21 protein-coding genes, 1 tRNA gene and 1 pseudogene are annotated in these 18462 nt (G+C 40.7%); 11 read left to right on the forward strand and 12 right to left on the reverse strand.

Annotated elements, in window-relative coordinates:
- Positions 1-13: 13 nt before the first annotated feature.
- Positions 14-271, reverse strand: a pseudogene (locus BSAG_RS26010) (transposase); the annotation flags it as partial.
- 144 nt (positions 272-415) lie between these two features.
- Here BSAG_RS26010 and BSAG_RS19640 point away from each other — a divergent pair.
- Both BSAG_RS19640 and BSAG_RS19635 read left to right on the forward strand, forming a co-directional pair.
- On the forward strand, positions 416-721 hold the full coding sequence (locus BSAG_RS19640) for a transposase family protein (RefSeq protein WP_004316141.1): 306 nt from the start codon (positions 416-418) through the stop codon (positions 719-721).
- A 133-nt stretch (positions 722-854) separates the two neighbouring features.
- Positions 855-1700 carry a transposase gene (locus BSAG_RS19635; RefSeq protein WP_008997340.1) on the forward strand — a complete coding sequence of 282 codons (846 nt, stop codon included), beginning with the start codon at positions 855-857 and terminating at the stop codon, positions 1698-1700.
- Between the two features lie 350 nt (positions 1701-2050).
- Here BSAG_RS19635 and BSAG_RS19630 read toward each other — a convergent pair.
- Positions 2051-2124, reverse strand: a tRNA-Thr gene (locus BSAG_RS19630).
- Between the two features lie 94 nt (positions 2125-2218).
- On the opposite strand from BSAG_RS19630, the gene BSAG_RS19625 reads away from it, so the two are divergent.
- Entirely contained in the window at positions 2219-2821 is a 603-nt protein-coding gene (locus BSAG_RS19625) for a TlpA family protein disulfide reductase (protein WP_008018304.1), read from the forward strand.
- 145 nt (positions 2822-2966) lie between these two features.
- Here BSAG_RS19625 and BSAG_RS19620 read toward each other — a convergent pair whose 3' ends face one another.
- Positions 2967-3698, reverse strand: coding sequence for a class I SAM-dependent methyltransferase (locus BSAG_RS19620; RefSeq protein ID WP_004314528.1), 732 nt, complete (start codon positions 3696-3698; stop codon positions 2967-2969).
- Positions 3699-3793: 95 nt separating this feature from the next.
- Here BSAG_RS19620 and BSAG_RS19615 point away from each other — a divergent pair, with 95 nt between their 5' ends.
- Entirely contained in the window at positions 3794-3979 is a 186-nt protein-coding gene (locus BSAG_RS19615) for a hypothetical protein (protein ID WP_004300779.1), read from the forward strand.
- Positions 3980-3983: 4 nt separating this feature from the next.
- Positions 3984-4451 carry a hypothetical protein gene (locus BSAG_RS19610; RefSeq protein WP_008025807.1) on the forward strand — a complete coding sequence of 156 codons (468 nt, stop codon included), beginning with the start codon at positions 3984-3986 and terminating at the stop codon, positions 4449-4451.
- A gap of 311 nt (positions 4452-4762) precedes the next feature.
- On the opposite strand, the gene BSAG_RS19605 is transcribed toward BSAG_RS19610, so the two are convergent.
- From BSAG_RS19605 to BSAG_RS19580, 6 genes are all read right to left on the reverse strand, one after another.
- A complete protein-coding gene (locus BSAG_RS19605; protein WP_004304308.1) occupies positions 4763-5140 on the reverse strand; it encodes a VOC family protein in 378 nt (125 codons plus the stop codon).
- Positions 5141-5154: 14 nt separating this feature from the next.
- The gene (locus tag BSAG_RS19600) at positions 5155-6300 is read right to left on the reverse strand and encodes a DUF4468 domain-containing protein (RefSeq protein ID WP_004314526.1); all 1146 of its coding nucleotides are present in this window, start codon (positions 6298-6300) and stop codon (positions 5155-5157) included.
- 13 nt (positions 6301-6313) lie between these two features.
- Positions 6314-7045 carry an MBL fold metallo-hydrolase gene (locus tag BSAG_RS19595; protein ID WP_004311361.1) on the reverse strand — a complete coding sequence of 244 codons (732 nt, stop codon included), beginning with the start codon at positions 7043-7045 and terminating at the stop codon, positions 6314-6316.
- Positions 7046-7111: 66 nt separating this feature from the next.
- On the reverse strand, positions 7112-7759 hold the full coding sequence (pdxH, locus tag BSAG_RS19590) for a pyridoxamine 5'-phosphate oxidase (protein ID WP_004314525.1): 648 nt from the start codon (positions 7757-7759) through the stop codon (positions 7112-7114).
- 43 nt (positions 7760-7802) lie between these two features.
- The gene (locus tag BSAG_RS19585; RefSeq protein ID WP_004314524.1) at positions 7803-8507 is read right to left on the reverse strand and encodes a pirin family protein; all 705 of its coding nucleotides are present in this window, start codon (positions 8505-8507) and stop codon (positions 7803-7805) included.
- Between the two features lie 63 nt (positions 8508-8570).
- Positions 8571-9572, reverse strand: a complete 1002-nt coding sequence (locus BSAG_RS19580) for a 2-hydroxyacid dehydrogenase (RefSeq protein ID WP_004314523.1) — start codon at positions 9570-9572, stop codon at positions 8571-8573.
- 210 nt (positions 9573-9782) lie between these two features.
- Between BSAG_RS19580 and BSAG_RS19575 the strand changes: the two genes are divergently transcribed.
- Positions 9783-11207: an OmpP1/FadL family transporter gene (locus BSAG_RS19575; protein ID WP_004314522.1), complete on the forward strand. Its 1425-nt coding sequence runs from the start codon at positions 9783-9785 to the stop codon at positions 11205-11207.
- A 77-nt stretch (positions 11208-11284) separates the two neighbouring features.
- Here BSAG_RS19575 and BSAG_RS19570 read toward each other — a convergent pair whose 3' ends face one another.
- Complete coding sequence (locus BSAG_RS19570) at positions 11285-12574, reverse strand: DcaP family trimeric outer membrane transporter (RefSeq protein WP_008644596.1); 1290 nt, start codon at positions 12572-12574, stop codon at positions 11285-11287.
- A gap of 164 nt (positions 12575-12738) precedes the next feature.
- Here BSAG_RS19570 and BSAG_RS19565 point away from each other — a divergent pair, with 164 nt between their 5' ends.
- Complete coding sequence (locus tag BSAG_RS19565; RefSeq protein ID WP_004314521.1) at positions 12739-13245, forward strand: RNA polymerase sigma factor; 507 nt, start codon at positions 12739-12741, stop codon at positions 13243-13245.
- Between the two features lie 228 nt (positions 13246-13473).
- On the opposite strand, the gene BSAG_RS19560 is transcribed toward BSAG_RS19565, so the two are convergent.
- The gene (locus BSAG_RS19560) at positions 13474-14478 is read right to left on the reverse strand and encodes a virulence RhuM family protein (RefSeq protein ID WP_004314520.1); all 1005 of its coding nucleotides are present in this window, start codon (positions 14476-14478) and stop codon (positions 13474-13476) included.
- Between the two features lie 234 nt (positions 14479-14712).
- Between BSAG_RS19560 and BSAG_RS19555 the strand changes: the two genes are divergently transcribed.
- From BSAG_RS19555 to BSAG_RS19540, 4 genes are all read left to right on the forward strand, one after another.
- Complete coding sequence (locus BSAG_RS19555) at positions 14713-15393, forward strand: queuosine precursor transporter (protein ID WP_004311352.1); 681 nt, start codon at positions 14713-14715, stop codon at positions 15391-15393.
- Positions 15394-15401: 8 nt separating this feature from the next.
- Positions 15402-16061 (forward strand): 7-cyano-7-deazaguanine synthase QueC, encoded by a 660-nt coding sequence (queC, locus tag BSAG_RS19550; RefSeq protein ID WP_004314519.1) that lies wholly within the window; start codon positions 15402-15404, stop codon positions 16059-16061.
- 580 nt (positions 16062-16641) lie between these two features.
- Entirely contained in the window at positions 16642-17097 is a 456-nt protein-coding gene (gene queF / locus BSAG_RS19545; protein ID WP_004314518.1) for a preQ(1) synthase, read from the forward strand.
- A gap of 55 nt (positions 17098-17152) precedes the next feature.
- Positions 17153-17785, forward strand: a complete 633-nt coding sequence (locus BSAG_RS19540) for an HD domain-containing protein (protein ID WP_004314517.1) — start codon at positions 17153-17155, stop codon at positions 17783-17785.
- A gap of 113 nt (positions 17786-17898) precedes the next feature.
- On the opposite strand, the gene rlmH is transcribed toward BSAG_RS19540, so the two are convergent.
- Complete coding sequence (rlmH, locus tag BSAG_RS19535; RefSeq protein WP_004314516.1) at positions 17899-18372, reverse strand: 23S rRNA (pseudouridine(1915)-N(3))-methyltransferase RlmH; 474 nt, start codon at positions 18370-18372, stop codon at positions 17899-17901.
- Positions 18373-18462: the final 90 nt, after the last annotated feature.

Here is an 18462-nt window from a genome sequence, read left to right on the forward strand (position 1 = left end):
GCTAACGGCGTGATTATCTAAGTAATTCTTTTAAAAAAGCACCGAACTCAGCGGTTATGCGAGTACCGGTGGCTACCAAACTCCAGTCACGACTATATGTCTGCCCAGTGGAGGGATCTTCCCAGCGACGACGCTTGATACGTAAATAAACGGCTTTACTACGGATAGGGAAGTCCTGAACTTCAATCTCAGGGAGGAAACCTTTTGAGTGAAGATGTAGATCTGAGTACTCAGAAGGAATAGTGGCTTTCTCCTCTAAATAAAGAATAAAGGGGTCAGTCCGAAAACCCTGTGGATATGTTATGTTAATACGCGCAAGTGAACTATCTTTGCGGAAGATTAAAAAAATAACAATCCAATGAATTCTAATCGCAATCTAGATAAGTTACTACGAGTCATCTTTCCCGAAGTTTTAATGGAGTATTTCGATATCTCCGGTTGGCATGACGGCTCTGATAAAATTGAAGTTTGGCTTGACGAAAAACACTACCTGGAACGTTCTGACTATAAGAGCGGAACCGTGATCTCCCATGGTTTTACCGATGAGAAAGTTATTCAGGACTTTCCTTTGCGTGGCAAACCTGTTTATCTCCACGTAAGACGTCGTCGCTGGTATGACAAAGCTACCGGGGAAACGTTTTCTTATACCTACGATGATCTAACTGCCGAAGGAACGAAACTCACTCCTGAGTTCGTTGCTTTTTTAAAAGAAGAAGATTGAAACTACCGCGGCCAGCATAAGCTCCATAGCAGATGCTTATGGGGTAAACGGTAAACAGTTAACTTCCCAGTACAAGGAGTTTATCAGCGCATACAGACAGTGGGATCAGTTAGATCATGCCACAGAATATGTCCTGTTCAAACAGAACATAGGTCCCAGCCTTTGTATTGACGAGACTTCTTTAAGTTGCGGAGAATTATATACTGTTGTCACTAACCGTGCGGGACATGGTGGCAGAGGTACTCTTGTGGCCATGATACGTGGCACGAAGTCTGAAGACGTCATAAAGGTGCTTGAAATGATTCATCTCTCCAAGCGTAAGACAGTCAAAGAGGTCACTTTGGATCTTTCACCGACCATGATGCGGATTGTCCGAACGGGTTTTCCCAATGCCACGATGACCAATGACCGGTTTCATGTCCAGAAGCTCTTTTATGAGGCAATTGATGAGCTCAGGATTACTTATCGCTGGATGGCACGGGATTTAGAGAACGATGAAATTCAGCGGTGCAAAGAACAAAATATAGAGTATGTCCCGTTTCGATATACCAATGGTGATACCCGTAAGCAGCTGTTGGCAAGGGCTAAACATGTACTTGTCAAGCATTATAGTAAATGGACTGAATCCCAAAGAATACGTGCGGAAATCATATTCGACCATTATCCGGAACTGAAATCAGTTTACGACTTGGCTATAGAGTTGACCAATATATATAATAAGCACTATGACAAGGATGTGGCACGTGGAAAGCTTGCCTTGTGGTACAATAAAATAGAAAAGCTTGGATACGGATGTTTCAGAACCGTAACAAATACCATGCAGAACTATTATGAAACAATACTAAACTATTTCGTTAGCAGGGAAACGAATGCATTTGCAGAATCATTCAATGCAAAAATTAAAGCGTTCAGAGCACAGTTTAGGGGAGTAGGAGATATACCATTCTTTATGTTTAGATTATGCAAACTGACAGTGTGAATTTAACATATCCACAGGGTTTTCGGACTGACCCGAATAAAGCAAGTATCCTGAGAAACATGATTGACTAGGGTAAAGTAATCAAGGATTCCTGAAGGCAAGAACAAGCTTAAAGAAGCAACAGGATCAATCGTTTGGGAAGAGGATGTTTTCATGATGCAAAAATAAGAATTTTAACGCAATCCCCCAAGTTTTCAGACTGAGCCCTATTTACTCTGAATAGCGCTATTGGGATTATTTTAATTTTGTTGGCTGTGAGTGTGGTAATATTTCGTAAACAAAAAAATGAAAGAGTATAAATAAAAAAAATGCTGTTTTACCTGATCGGATAAACAACATTTTTATAGGAGAGCCTCTTGTCGGATTCGAACCAACGACCCCGAGATTACAAATCACGTGCTCTGGCCAACTGAGCTAAAGAGGCGTTTTTCTTTTGCGGGTGCAAAGGTATGAATTTCTTTTAAAAATGCAAATACATCGCATACTTTTTTTATATTTGCAAAGTTACCAATGATTAGATGAAAATGAAAATTATGAATGTATGTGGTATGGCGATTTTAGCCATAGGTATATGGGCTTGTTCCGGACAGAAAAAGGGGACGGCGAATGTAGAAGTTGCAACAGATAGTGTAGAAGTAGCTGCAGATGCTATATCTGTTCAGGCAGATAGTACAGGATATATTGTTCGGGTAGGAGAGATGGCTCCGGACTTTACGATTACCCTGACAGATGGTAAACAAGTGAGTCTATCTTCCCTTCGTGGTAAGGTTGTCATGTTGCAGTTTACTGCAAGTTGGTGTGGAGTTTGTCGTAAAGAAATGCCATTTATTGAGAAGGATATTTGGTTAAAGCATAAAAATAATGCAGACTTTGCTTTAATTGGCATTGACCGTGACGAACCACTTGATAAAGTATTGGCTTTTGCCAAATCTACCGGAGTGACTTATCCGTTAGGACTGGATCCGGGAGCTGATATTTTTGCGAAATATGCATTGCGTGAATCCGGAATAACAAGAAATGTGTTAGTTGATAAGGAAGGAAGAATTGTAAAACTGACTCGTTTGTATAATGAAGAAGAGTTTGCTTCTCTTGTACAGAAGATTAATGAGATGCTGAAATGAAAGAAAGCCTTCATTAGGCGTTTTTGACGGAGCATTTATGAGCATATAAAAATAGTGACGCTATCCTGATGTGATGGCGTCACTATTTGGGTTATATAGTGACGCTATCCGGAACGCATACCGTCACTATATAATAATGAGCTTTTCAAGCAATACTAAGTTTGACAAGGTAATCGTAATGTTTTCCTTCTTTCACCAGTTCTGCCTTAAAACCACATTCGGAAGCGTATAAGCTAAGAGTCTGGAAATCTATATATAACCAGTCGAATGTGTCTCCTTTTACATCTTTATATTGCATTTGGAAGTCAATCTCTCCATAATAATCTCCGGCCAGATCGATGACTATGCTGCCGTCTTCTTCTTCAAAAAGATAGCGCAAATCGCTGGAATCCATGAGTATGCATCCGCCGGGACGGAGAATACGTTTCATTCGTTGGAAGAATCCGGGCATATTATTCAGTCTTCCGATAATTCCGGAACCATTCATAAGCATCAGGATCGTATCGAATGTTTCGGTAAATGTTTCGTCAAAAAGGTTGATGAGGCGCGGATCGTTCACTCCGCGTTGTTGCATCACTTCGACGGATAACGGAGAAATATCAATGGCACACACTTCTTTTTCCATTTCCTGAAGTGCCAGTGCATGGCATCCGCTTCCGGCACCTACATCCAATATTCGTCCTGTAGCCATTTGTAGGGCGGTACGCTCTAATATAGGCATAGACTGTATACTACGGAATAATTCTTTGACGGGAATTTCATCTTCTTCGAATTGGGAAGAGAATACCCGCAAACGATCAGCTCTGTGATGGTTGAAATAATCAGAAATAGCGGCTCCCATCGGGTCCTTTTCTGCAGAAAGAGTTGTTGTTGCCATTGGTGGTTACGATTGTTAACTCTGCAAAGATAAATAAATCCGCAGAAAAGGGTTATCTTTGCCGTCGGAAATGTTGAATACTAATAAATGATTATATGAGTATAGAAGAAGCAATCATGGGTGGAATCGTTTTTAAAGGTAAGAAAGATAAGCCCAAAGAAGAGGAAAAAGTGAAGACGAAAGCGAAAAAAGCGACGTATATTCGTGGACAGCATGGTTCGGGTGCAGCGAAGATGAAAGCAGATATCCGGAAGAAGAGAGCTAGCCGTCATAAGAAATAAAAGTATGGTTATAAATATAATAATTTGTGTAGTATCTGTTGTACTTATGTTGCGGGGTGCTTTTCTAATTCTGAAAATGGGACTCTTGTGGATGCTTCATTGCAGGATAATAAAATCGTATGACAGGAAAACACATGGAAAGGTAGTGGATATAGAGACACAGGTAAAGTCTGATGGTATGAATATTACTGATGTATGTATACCAAAAATAAAATATAAATTGGAGGGAGAAGACGAAAAGTGTTGCCAATTTCTTCCTTCTAATCTAAAGAGTGGAGAGGAAAATAACATTTATCTTTATCCAAAACAGTATCATATAGATGATAAGGTTACCATATTGTATGATAAAGGTAAGGCGAATGATATGTTTGTGTTGCCCAGAATGCAACTAATGAGGCTGCTTGTTAACCAATTTGTTCCTGGTTGTTTTTTTATACTGGCGGCAATTTTAGGATTATGCTTTGTTTTTTAGAAACAGCATAGGCTGTCCGAAAAGCCTTAGAGGAATATTATAGAGTAGTACAATAATAGTAGAGTCAAATCAAGGTTAAAAGGAAAGAGCCCGATGCAAAACCGGACTCTTTATCAATCTTGTTAATTTTTAGAGACATTTGTTGAATATCTCTGCCTAGCAATACAAAAAGGCAACTAATTCGCAGTGAATTAGTTGCCTTATCTTTTTTGTTTATTGAAGTCCTTTTTTATCTGTTTAGCTTTTTAGGGGCACTCCAAATTGTAGTAAGGGTGATTTTTTCTTTTTAGGGACTTTTGAGACGACCTCTCTTACTTCTGCGGAAGAATCTCAATCCAGTAATCATCCGGGTCATTGATGAAATAAAGCCCCATGGCCGTGTTCTCAAAACATACACAATTCATTTCTTTGTGATAAGCTCTGATTGCATCGTAATCGCCGGCTACACGAAAGCAGAGATGGCTTTCGTTTTCCCCCAGTTCGTATGGAGCAGTATGATCTTTCAACCACGTCAATTCCAGCAAGAAACCTGTTTCGTTATCAGTCAGGTAGACTAACGTGAACGAGCCGTCGGATGCTTCCTTCCGATGATGTTCTTTTAAGCCGAGTGCTTTTTCATAAAAAGCTATACTCCGCTCCAGATTAGTGACGTTGATATTAAAATGGTCAAATTTGCTTTTTATTTCCATTGTTGCGATTCTCCTTATTTTTTCATTAAGAGCTTCACGATTTCTCCAACATACGTGCGCGGTTGTCCGGCTTGCGGAGTTGTCTGTGAAGGCATTTTCTTACATTCGATAACAGCCGAAGGTGTTGTTTGGTTCGGAGCGTACAATTTTAATGTATAGCTATCTGCCTTTTCTATTGCATCGTAAGCTTGATCGGGTGAAAGCGTGCAATAGGCAACTGCTTTTCCTGATTGATAACCAAGTGCGCCACCAGCATTTGCAGTCATATTGGTCATGTTGAACTCATCTTTTCCGATGCTGATTACTAATTTTCCGCTTCCCATCAAAGCATATACTTCACCCGGGATTTGTTTCAAATCAATTTCTATATAACCCGGCATATCAGCGGAAGCCTTGCCTGCAGGAGTAGCAGGAGTGAGAGTTGCAGCAGGAACAGTGGTTTGGGCAGGTTCGCCAGTTGTCACTTTTATATCAGTTTTTTTATCTGCGGCACCAATGACAATCGGACCTGCGGCTGCAACGATTGATGGAGTTTTTTGTTCTTCTTCTTTCTTCTTTTTCTCTGTTTTCGGACGGGTGTCAGGTGCTCCGAAAGCTACCGCTACATCCATAAATATATCATCGGCGAAGTCTACGGTTTTTCTACGCCATTTAGCCAAGCCACGTACTAATTTAGTCTTAGCTTTATTGAGCGCATATTTATCAGTAATCCATTCTTCGGCTTTATATTTTTCTGTTTCACGATAAGTAAAACGGATTTTTTCAAGCTCTACCAGGCAGTTTCCGGGTTTGCAGGTAACGGTAATCTGATAGTTAACTAATGTACGGTCTAATGACAGGGCACTGGAGCTGAAAACAATCCATTCTTCTCCAATACCGGCAATTGTTCCTTTTGCTTCGTCGGAGAAAACAATGCGGCTATCAATGTTTTTATTCTCTTTCAGACGTTCATCCATCCACTTTGTCATTGTGTCGTAGATTTGTGCCTGACTCATTCCGGGAATCTGGAACTCTTTGGAAAATACTACTTTACCTTCTACTTCAGGAACAGCTCCTGCAAGGTACCTGGTGTCATCTTTCTTCTCTTTTGCAGAATCTGCCTTCATTGCCATCGGCAATGCGAGAAACATAGTAAGAAACAGAATCGTAAATTTATTCATAATTATAATGTGTTTATTTGGTAATCTCAAAACTTTCGCCCCGACGGGTGATGCTGATAAAACGGCATCCTGCATTTTCTGCAAAACTACGAAGCGCATTTCCTCCTTCATAATCTTCACTGAAGTGCATGGGCACAAATATAGTAGTTTTTATTTGTTCGATGAACTGTTTTGCCCCTTTCATGTAATCTTTTCCCATTCTCCGATCCACCGGGAATAGCACTAGATCGATGTTAGGCACTTTTTCTTTTAAATATTTAACTTCTGCAAGGAAATCACCATTGGCTTTTCGTATCTCTTCTTCGGTCGATTCTTCACTCCAGTGCCAGTTGTTCAAGTCGCCGGCATGGAAGATACTCCAATCTTGTAAGTGAAGAAGGAACGAACTGCCGACATCTGTCGATCCGAAGGCGTCGATACGGATCGTGTCGTCTTCGTATGTTTCTCCTTTTTTAATATAGAAAGCATCTTCGGCTTTGGCACGATGGGACTTCAGAATATCTTTGGAGAAGATATATTGAATGTCGGGGCGTTGCTCTTTCCAAGTCAATATTTCACGGTTAAAGTGATCGGGATGGAAATGAGTGGCCAATACGTATAGTTTACCCGGCCTTTGCAGGAGATAATCATGCACGATTCCCCGGTTGTGTTCCGTTTCGGAAGAATCTTTGTAGTAATCGATGATAATGGTTACACCTTCCATTTCGATGGCGAAACCGCTGTGATAAATATAATCCAGTGTCATAGCTGACTATTTTATAGTTGCAATATTACGTATTCTCGTTGGAGTTGCCAAGAAAAATCGACGAAATCAAGGAGCAAGACGACTGATTTTCCATTCACCGTCCGGTTGTAGGGTGTATAGAAAGCGGTCGTGCAGTCGGTTGGGGCGTCCTTGCCAGAATTCAATCCTTGTAGGTGTGACGGCATATCCGCCCCAATTATCAGGTCTTTCCACTTCTTTTCCAATCCATCGGGCAGCTTCTCTGACGAAGGATCGTATCAATTGCATTCTGCTTGCTATCGGTTGACTTTGCGGAGAAATTCGTGCGCCAATCCGGCTTTTATAAGGACGCTTCCGGAAGTATTCATCCGATTCTTCCGGTGAAACTTTTGTCGCTATTCCTTCTATATGTATTTGTCTTTCGAGGGCGTGCCAGATAAAAGAGAGGGAGATAGATGGATTTTGTGCCAATTGTTTGCCTTTGCGGCTTTCGTAATTGGTATAAAAGATAAATTTTCCATCATGGAGTCCTTTTAACAATACTGTACGTGTGGACGGTCTCCCTTCGGGGGATACAGTTCCTACAATGACCGCAGTCGGTTCGTCCACTTCTGCGTCAATCGCTTCTTGCAGCCAACGACTGAAAAGCGAAAGCGGGTCGCCGGGAAGTTCACTTTCCCGCAACCCGCCTTTCGTATATTCCTGTCGGATATCTGCTATGTTTAATTTCGCCATAAGATTATCTGGCAGCTTTAGTTTATTATTTTTAATGATGATATCACATAGGTACTTCTATTAATAGAATATGTGAGTCTTTCAATGTCTCCAGTTCAACGCTGTTCGTATCGTAAACACCCATGCCGTCACGGCGTTTCAACACTTCACCGTCTACTACTATTTCTCCTTCAATGAGGAAGATATAGACGCCTGCATGACTTTGATGCATGTGATAACCTAATTTCTTTCCGGCTTCTACTTTGCCGATGGAGAACCAGGTATCTTGCAAAAGGGAAGCAGGTGTGCTACCGTCGGGAGATACGATGACTGCCAGTTCGTTCGGACGCTCCAGTTCTGCAATGCTAAAATCCTGATAAACGGGACGGGTATTCCGTTCTCTCGGCATAATCCAAATTTGCAGGAATTCCACCGGTTCTACCGGACTTGCATTTACTTCACTATGGAAGATTCCTGTTCCCGCACTCATTGTCTGAATTTCTCCGACAGTAATAATGCGGCTGTTCTTCTTGCTGTCTCCATGTTGCAGATGTCCTTTCAGAGGAATGGAAATGATTTCCATATTCTTATGCGGGTGAGTCTGAAAACCTTGTCCGGGCGCAACCTTATCATCATTTAATACGCGAAGAGCACCAAAATTGATACGATCGGAGTCGAAGTACTCGTCAAAACTGAAAGTGTGATAACTATCCAGCCAATCGTACTGGGAATGTCCTCTTGTATCTGCTTTATGTATTACTTTTTTCATAAAAACTGTCCTTTCTCTTATTTGTTTATATGTTTGGTAAACAAAGAAAGCGGCTTAAAAGTTTTATTTCTTCACTTCATTTAATAAAGGCTTGTGATTGATAAAATCTTTTATGTTTTGCAGGGTGGTTGCGGCAATATTCTCCATTGCTTCATGTGTGAAAAAAGCTTGATGAGAAGTGACGATTACATTGTTGAACGAGAGCAAACGGGCGAGTACATCATCGTCGATGATGCGGTCGGATTGATCTTCATAAAAGTATTCGCTTTCTTCCTCGTATACGTCCAGTCCTGCGGAACCTATTTTCTTGTTCTTCAGTCCTTCAATCAGCGCATTGGTATGAATCAGTTGCCCGCGACCGGTATTGATAATCATTACTCCGTCTTTCATTTTGCTGATAGAGTAGTCGTTTATCAGGTATTTGGTCTCTTCAGTGAGCGGACAGTGTAAGGAGATAATATCCGAATTGTGGTATAGTTCGTCCAGTGAAGTATAAACAATTTGTTCTTGACGGGCGAAGTTGTAGTCTGGATAGAGGTCGTAAGCCAGTACGTTCATGCCGAAACCTCTTAAAATATGAATTAATATTTTCGCTATTTTTCCTGTGCCGATGATACCTGCTGTTTTCCCGTGCATATCGAATCCCATCAGACCATGCAGGGAGAAATTACCGTCTTTGGTACGCCAGGAAGCGCGAGGTATTTTGCGGTTTAGCGATAGCATAAGAGCTACCGTGTATTCTGCAACAGCATAGGGAGAATAAGCGGGAACCCGCACTACGGTGATTCCGGCAGCGGAGGCAGCATTTAAATCTACATTATTAAATCCGGCACAGCGTAATGCCAGTAGCTTCACTCCGTTTGCCGCCATTACACGGATTACTTCTGCGTCGGCAACGTCGTTCACAAAGATACAGACTGCATCCACTCCTTGTGTCAGTAGTACGTTGTTTTTATTCAGATGTCCTTTATAGTAGCGTATCTCAAATCCAAACTCTTTGTTTTTGTCATTGAAAGAGGACTCGTCATAAGGCTTTGTGCCGAAAAATGCAATTGTATAGGCCATAATATTTTCAGTTTTTATTGCTTACTAGTAAACGCTAAAATAGGGTGAATTGTTTATCCTTTTTTGGGTTATAAATGAGAATTGTTTCATTAGAAACAGTTTACTTTTTCAATTAAAATAGGAGGCTAAACGAAAATAAATGCACAAACATATCTCTCGTGTGCAATAATATCGTATCTTTGCGCCCGAAATAATTAAAAAAAGATTTAGATGAGAAAAATTTCGTTGATTGGTCTTGCAATGTTGATCGTTTCAATTCCAACTTTTGCCGGAGATTATCTAACCAATACGAATCAGAATGCTGCTTTCTTGCGCATGATAGCCCGCGGCGCTTCCATTGATGTTGATGGAGTTTATAGTAATCCTGCTGGACTGGCATTTCTTCCCAAAGATGGTCTTCAAGTAGCGCTCACTATTCAAAGTGCATATCAGACTCGTGATATAGCTGCTACAAGTCCTTTATGGACTATGGATGGACAGACCACTGTGCGTAATTATGAAGGAAAAGCTTCTGCTCCCGTTATTCCTTCCATACATGCTGTATATAAAAAAGGTGACTGGGCATTTTCTGGTAGCTTTGCTATTGTTGGTGGTGGCGGAAAAGCTTCTTTTGATAATGGTTTGCCTATGTTCGATGCTGCTGCTATTAGTTTGGTCAATACAATAGGTCAGGGGATGCTAGCTCCTAATCAATACAGTATTAGTTCCGCTATGGAGGGACGTCAGTATATCTATGGTTTGCAGTTAGGTGCAAGTTATAAAATAAATGAGCACTTCTCAGTTTTTGCTGGTGCACGTATGAATTATTTTACAGGTGGCTATAAAGGTTTTCTGGATATCAATTTGAAAGAAGGTGTGGCAGAAGAATTGGGACGTGAGATTATAAAACAGCTTATGGCTGGTGGTATGACTTTAGAGCAGGCGCAACAAGCAGCATTGCAAAAATCGCAGCAGTTGAATGATGCGAAGCTGAAACTAGATTGTGATCAGACAGGTTGGGGATTAACGCCAATTATCGGTGTAGATGCAAAATTCGGTAAGTTGAATTTAGCTGCAAAGTATGAGTTTAAAGCCAATATGAATATTGAGAATGATACTCATGAGATTGTTGCTCCGGATGCCGCAGCAGCATTTGTGGCACCTTACCAAAATGGTGTGAATACACCAAGTGACCTTCCTTCTATGCTTTCTGTTGCAGCAAGTTATGAGTTTTTGCCTTCACTTCGGGCTTCAGTAGAATATCACTTCTTTGATGATAAGAATGCTGGTATGGCAGATGGCAAACAGAAAACATTGAAACATGGTACACACGAGTATTTGGCTGGTGTTGAGTGGGATATTAACAAATTATTCACTGTTAGTGGAGGTTATCAGAAAACAGACTACGGTTTGAGCGACGCTTTCCAATCAGATACAAGTTTTTCTTGTGACTCTTATTCAGTAGGTTTTGGAGGTCGTATCAATTTTACTCAGGCATTGAGCCTTGATGTAGCTTATTTCTGGACTACATATAGTGATTACACTAAAGAAAAACCACGTGGTTTAGAGGCAACATCGATGGCATCATTAGTGGATAAAGACGTTTACAGCCGTACTAATAAAGTATTTGGTGTGAGCGTGAACTATAAGTTCTAAATTTCTAGTCCTTTTATATATAGAAAAGCCGTCTCGAACATGGTGTTGAGACGGCTTTTTTGTTTTATTATGTCAGTTTAGAAAGAATACTGCACCAGCATATTCAACCGGTTGGCATGACGGGTTGCGGAACTGAAATCAGTGCGCCATCCTCTCAAATATTCAACGCCGACTTGCAGATTGCTGCTTACATTCCAGAAAGCATTGGCTACCAGATATTGTCCTTTACGATAGGATTCGGGATTCTCACTAGGGTATCCATTTTCAGAATAAAGTCTGGACAGACTGTATGTTCCGGATATAAAGATGCTCGGGCAAAGATTGTATTGCAATCCTGCATACCATCCCAGCATCGGAAGAACTTGCATTTTTCCTTCCTTGTCGGGATCGGGGACGATATCTACGTTCAGGTTGCTTAAATCATTCAGGTAGGAACCGATACCTTTTCCATAATTAAATTGTCCGTATGCCTGCAATTTTTTGGTAATATTGAAGGTTGTAGAGGCTTGCAGACCGAAGCCGGTAGCAGAATAGGCTTTCTCATGCACATTGCTCGAATAAGTCATGCTGCGGATAATGGCTCCTAATTTAATATGGCTGTTGCTGTTCCAGTTGTACTGTACGGAAGTGGCAAAGTCAGGCATCCGTTGGGTGTTGATAGACAAATCATTATTGGTTGTTCCGTCTACCGAAGGCATTTCCATAGAAACACCAAACTTCCAGTTTTTCAACTTATCACACATATAGCTTAATTGCGTAGTGCGGTAAAAGGCTGAACCGTTAGGACCTGCAAAGTCGATAGTTGGAGGCAGTGCGGAGAGGTCCATGAACGAACCATAGCTGTACCCGATAGTGAAACCGAGGAATTGTGCGTAAGCGTTTTGTAATTCAAAGGTCTTTCCATCGCCACGGAAGTTTCCGGCAGTGTAAACTACGAAGTCTCCCAAATGTTTGGTACGTCCTACCAATTTGAGGAACAGGGTGGAAGTGGTGATGTCCATCTGGAATTGGTTCTTTGCAAAATTGCCGCTTCCGCGTTGTGGTATCAATGCCGGATAGAAATCTACATCATTAACGATACCGTTAAAATCATACTCTGCCGTTGCACGAACGTACCCTCCGATGCCGAGGGCGAATTTCCCTTTCTGGTCAGTGAGCAGGAAGCGGGGAGCATTGGGGTCGTGAAAACGCATCTGTGAACGGTCGTTCATGATTCGGATGATTTCATCTCCTGCTTTGTTCTTCGAGACAAACATGATCGAGTTGGGCTCTTCATCTTCGATGATTACCTTCTTTTGTGCATGGGCACAGAGGGGGAAAATTCCTATCCCCAGTAGCATAGCTACCATTTTAAAGCTTGTTTTCATTATGAGTTAAGTTTTAGGTGAATGCCCAATCAACAACTAAAAAAAGAAATGGTTGAGAGGGGCAAAGGAAAAATTGCCAAACTAATCGGAAGAATTGCTATTTATAATGATTCTAAAAAAGCGGATCTTTGTATCATACTAATTTAGATAAAAGAAATACGACGATGGAAAAAGTAGATTTTACGAAAGGAATATTAGCGATACAACCGGATTTGCATCGCTTCGCATATAAATTGACGGCAGATCGCGAATCTGCCAATGATTTGGTTCAGGATTGTTTGTTGCAGGCATTGGATAATCAAGAGAAGTTTACGTATAGCAAAAATCTGAAAGGATGGATGTATACGCTTATGCGTAATATTTTCGTGAACAACTATCGTCGTACAGTTCGCGAAATGAACTTGATTGATGATAGTTACTCCATCAATCAACAACATCTGATAGAAGATGAGGATGCTGACAGATTCGAATTTACATACGATATGAAACAGTTGTATAGGGTGATACATTCCATACCGGAAGAGATGAAAGTGCCTTTTCAGATGTTTGTAGCTGGATTTAAGTATAGAGAAATTGCCGAGAAATTAGGATTGCCGATGGGAACGGTGAAGAGCCGTCTGTTTTTCATCCGTAAACGGTTGAAAGAGGAATTGAAAGATTTCTCTTCCTGATGGGCCTTTTTAATTGAGTGATGTGTTTTAAGGTCAAAGTGATGAGCCTTCCTGTCAGAATACGACGCTGATGGGAAGGCTCTTTTTTATTGTCAATCCAGTATTTCCTGTACTCTGTGTTTAGCCTTTTGGACAGTTGCTTGTGCGGTATGGGCTGCTTCTATAGCTTTTTCTTTCACTGTAGTCGTCTGAAAAGGATTGTTCATAGAGAGTTTTCATTTTTTTTAGTCATCCTTTCTTTTTAGTTTTATGATTCAGTGTTTTGATACTGTTGAGGTAGGCTTGTTCTACGGGTGAAAGCGTGCGTACTTCCCACTTGCGATATTCTGTTTCAGCTTTATCCATAGCTTGTTCATGACTTATCATACCGGCATCCATCAATAGAACTTCTCCCGTAGAAGACAGTATGGCATCCAGATGTTTGATGTAATCGTTCATGTACATTGGACGGTGCTTGATAGCTTGTACTTCGGCAAAATCAAAATATCCGGAGACAAGGTTGTTCAGCACTTTGAGTTCTTCTGCGCTCAAGTAGTTCTTGGCTATCTTTGCATCGCGCAATGTCGGATGGTCGCCTTTAAAGGAAGTTAGTCCCATCATGTGTTGGTCGGCATCGGCTCGTTCATAAATAACTTCTGCAGCTGTATGTCCGTGGGCTGCAAAGTGTAGCTTATTCTGAACAATCTTGAAGAATTCAATAGATTGTTTGGCGTGGGGATCGTAATCTACGGCAGTAGCATAGATATCAAGTACTTGTCTATACATCACCTTTTCAGACGATCGGATGTCACGGATGCGGTCGAGTAACTCTTTCCAATAATAGCCTCCTCCCATCTGCTTCAATCGTTCATCATCCATGGTAAAGCCTTTGATGATATATTCTTTAAGGCGTGCCGTTGCCCATTGACGGAAGTGTGTGGCTTGAATTGAATTTATTCGGTAGCCTAAAGATATTATCATATCAAGATTGTAGTGAGGAATTTCTCTTTCAACCATGCGCGCTCCTTCTTGTCGAACCTGTCGGATTTTCCGACAGGTTGACTCTTCAACAAGTTCACCATCTTCATAAATGTGCTTAATATGTTCTACCACATTTGTTCGAGACGTTTGGTAAAGGTCGGCCATTTGCTGTTGGGATAGCCATACGGTATCTTCGTCCATCTGCACTTCTATGTGTGTCTGCCCGTCTTCACTTTGGTAGATGATGATATTGCTTTTATTTTCTTTTGCCATGATTTAGAGATATCGTTTTTTAAAATATAGTTTATAAGTTTAATCTTTGATACAAACATTAAGCTCTGTATTTGGCAAAGTTATGTCTTTTCAGTGAAATGTATGTCAATCATCGGATTTCTTTTGCTTTTTCATAGTTTTTCCTATACCTTTGCAGCGCAAAAGAATAAAAAGACATTTGATGCCGTGAATAGCGGTCGTGTATTCTAGAACACCACGTAAAAAACAGGAATTATGAAAGAAAAAGTATCTGTACCCTTTATGCTGCTGGGTATCCTTTTTAACGTTTGCCTTATTGCAGCCAATCTTCTTGAAACGAAAGTAATCCAGATCGGTAGTTTGACCGTGACAGCCGGATTATTGGTTTTTCCTATTTCTTATATTATAAATGACTGTATCGCCGAGGTTTGGGGATTCAAGAAAGCGCGCCTTATCATTTGGAGTGGTTTTGCTATGAACTTCTTTGTGGTCGCTCTTGGGTTGATAGCTGTTGCCATTCCTGCTGCTCCTTTTTGGGAAGGTGAAGAGCACTTTGATTTTGTGTTCGGTATGGCTCCACGTATTGTGGCTGCCAGTCTGATGGCCTTTTTGGTAGGCTCGTTTCTTAATGCGTATGTGATGAGTAAAATGAAAGTAGCCAGTCAGGGACGTAACTTTTCAGCCCGTGCCATTTGGTCTACTGTGGTGGGTGAGACTGCCGATTCATTGATTTTCTTCCCGGTAGCTTTTGGAGGTGTCATTGCTTGGAAAGAACTGCTTATCATGATGGGGATTCAGATTGTATTGAAATCCTTGTATGAGGTGATGATCCTCCCGGTAACGATCCGTGTGGTGAAAGCAATCAAGAAAATAGACGGTAGCGATGTTTACGACACGGACATCTCTTATAACGTATTGAAAGTCAAAGATATTTAATATAGAATATGAATAGAGAAGCAGCATTGGTTGTGTTTAGTGGTGGGCAGGATTCTACCACTTGCTTGTTTTGGGCAAAACGCAATTTTAAGAAAGTATATGCCTTGAGTTTTCTGTATGGTCAGAAGCATCAGAAAGAAGTGGAATTTGCGCGGGAGATAGCCCGGAAAGCGGAAGTGGAATTTGATGTGATGGATGTTTCCTTCATCGGACAGTTAGGCCATAATTCATTGACCGATACCACCATGGTGATGGATCAGGAAAAGCCGGCAGATAGTGTTCCCAATACATTTGTTCCGGGACGCAACCTGTTCTTTTTGAGTATTGCGGCGGTGTATGCCCGTGAACGTGGTATTAATCATTTGGTAACGGGAGTTTCCCAAACGGATTTCAGCGGCTATCCCGATTGTAGGGATGCGTTTATCAAGTCTCTCAATGTGACTCTCAATTTGGCTATGGATGAACAGTTTGTGATTCATACTCCTTTGATGTGGATTGATAAAGCAGAGACATGGGCGTTGGCCGACAAACTGGGAGTACTGGAACTGATTCGCACCGAGACTTTGACATGTTATAATGGTGTTCAAGGAGATGGCTGCGGACATTGCCCGGCTTGTACGTTACGCCGGGAAGGATTGGAGAAGTATTTAAAAAGTAAGAATCAATAATATCTCTACATAGAGATTAAAATGCATTTTTTTGCTGTCATCTGTCACATTGTTATTGTTAAACGGTTGATTATAAAATAAATAGTTTGTGACAGCAAGTGGTGACAGCAACAAAACTTGATATTTTGCCGTCACATCTATTGTCACCGGTAAGTTTCAACTAATAGAAGATAGTAGCTTCTGCCTGGAATGTATTGGCTTAGTTTAGTTTTAGCAGCTTGAAACTAAAGTTCCAACGGTAGGAAACTAGAGTTTCAACGGTGGGAAACTAAAGTTTCTGTTACTTGAAACTATTAGTTCCAAGGCGTGAAACACTTGGTTCCTCGGTGTGAAACACTTTGTTTCTCTACGGGAAACTCTTTGTTTCAGATAATGAAACAAACTGTAACAAGTAAGCTGCGGATAAAGCAACCGTAGGTTAAGAGTTGATGGTGATAGGTGATAGATGTGGTGATAGGTTGTAAAACGAATCTTTCACCACTGAAACATTGATGAATAGAGCGTTTGAGACTGGCCGGTGATAGGTGAAAGAGGAAATGTGTTTTTTTATCTAAGATAGGGGTTGTAGTTAACGAGTACAATGACAGAATTAAAAGACCAACTTTCTTTATTAGGAAGAAAGACCGAGTATAAGCAAGATTATGCTCCTGAAGTATTGGAAGCTTTTGATAATAAGCATCCTGAAAATGACTATTGGGTACGTTTTAACTGCCCGGAGTTCACAAGTTTGTGTCCTATCACAGGGCAACCGGATTTTGCTGAAATGCGTATCAGCTACATTCCTGATATAAAAATGGTAGAAAGCAAAAGTTTGAAACTCTATCTTTTCAGTTTCCGCAGTCATGGAGCCTTTCATGAGGACTGCGTAAATATCATTATGAAGGATCTTATAAAACTAATGAATCCCAAATATATTGAAGTAACAGGTATCTTTACTCCTCGTGGCGGTATTTCTATCTATCCATACGCCAATTACGGTCGTCCGGGAACAAAATTCGAGCAGATGGCGGAACATCGTTTGATGAATCAGGAGTAAATGAATCGGGAATAATAGTAAAGATATAAAAACTCATTAGCTAAAAATATTGAATATGACTCATCATGTGCCCGCTGATTTGCAAAGCTATGTTTGCCAAAATATTATCTCTCAATATGCCAACTTTGATAAAGCGCATCAAATCGATCATGTAGAAAAGGTGATTGAGGAAAGTCTGAAATTAGCGATGCATTATGAAGTCGATTATTCGATGGTTTACATCATTGCTGCTTATCATGACTTGGGGTTGTATGAGGGACGTGAATTTCATCATATAGCCTCCGGTAAAGTTTTGTTAGCTGATGAAACTTTACGTCGTTGGTTTACCGAAGAACAACTGTTGCAAATGAAAGAAGCGATAGAAGATCATCGGGCTTCCAACAAACAGGCTCCCAGAACAATCTATGGAATGATTGTTGCCGAGGCTGACCGAATTATTGATCCCGAAATAACTTTGCGTCGTACCGTTCAATATGGATTATCCCATTATCCGGAAATGGATAAAGAGGGGCAATATGCCCGCTTCCGGAAACATCTTACTGATAAATATGCAGAAGGAGGGTATCTGAAACTATGGATACCCCAATCGGATAATGCAGGTCGGTTGGCGGAACTTCGAAATTTGATTGCTAATGAGGACGAACTGATTAAGGTATTTGATAAGTTGTATTCAGATGAATTAGGATAGACTATCCTGATATTTTTTTACTTTTATATTTATCGGGTTGTAGTTTACAAAGAAACTATTTATTTCAGAGTAGCCAAAATAGGCTACTCCTTTTAACACTATATTGGAATACTTTATTCATGATGATACGGCCCTCCATTCAATATCGTCATTGCCCGATAAATCTGCTCCACGAATATTAACCGAATCATTTGATGAGAAAAAGTCATCTTCGACATTGAAATCTTTTCGTGTGCTGCCTGATACACTTTTTCTGAAAAGCCATAAGGGCCTCCGATAATAAAAACGAGCCGTTTATTTACCGTATTCATTTTCCGTTTCATATATTCGGCAAACTCAAGAGAGCGCATTTCTTTTCCGTGTTCATCGAGTAGCACCACGACGTCACCCGGTTGAAGAGCTTTCAGTATCAGTTCTCCTTCCTTTTCTTTCTGTACTTCCATTGAAAGACTCTTGGTGTTTTTCAGTTCGGGAATCACTTCCATATCAAAAGTGATATAGCGTTTGGTGCGCTGGATATAGTCGTTGATGGCAGTGATATAGTGTTGTTCTACGGTTCGTCCTACGACGAGCAGGGTTGTTTTCATACGTCTACAATTCTGATTATTGCACAAAAATAGGCATTTTTTATGTTATTCTGCAATTAATGCTTACCTTTGCCTATCATTAGTTGAAAG

Origin of the sequence: Bacteroides sp. D1, from assembly GCF_000157095.2 — a bacterium.
GTDB classification, from domain to species: Bacteria; Bacteroidota; Bacteroidia; order Bacteroidales; family Bacteroidaceae; genus Bacteroides; species Bacteroides xylanisolvens.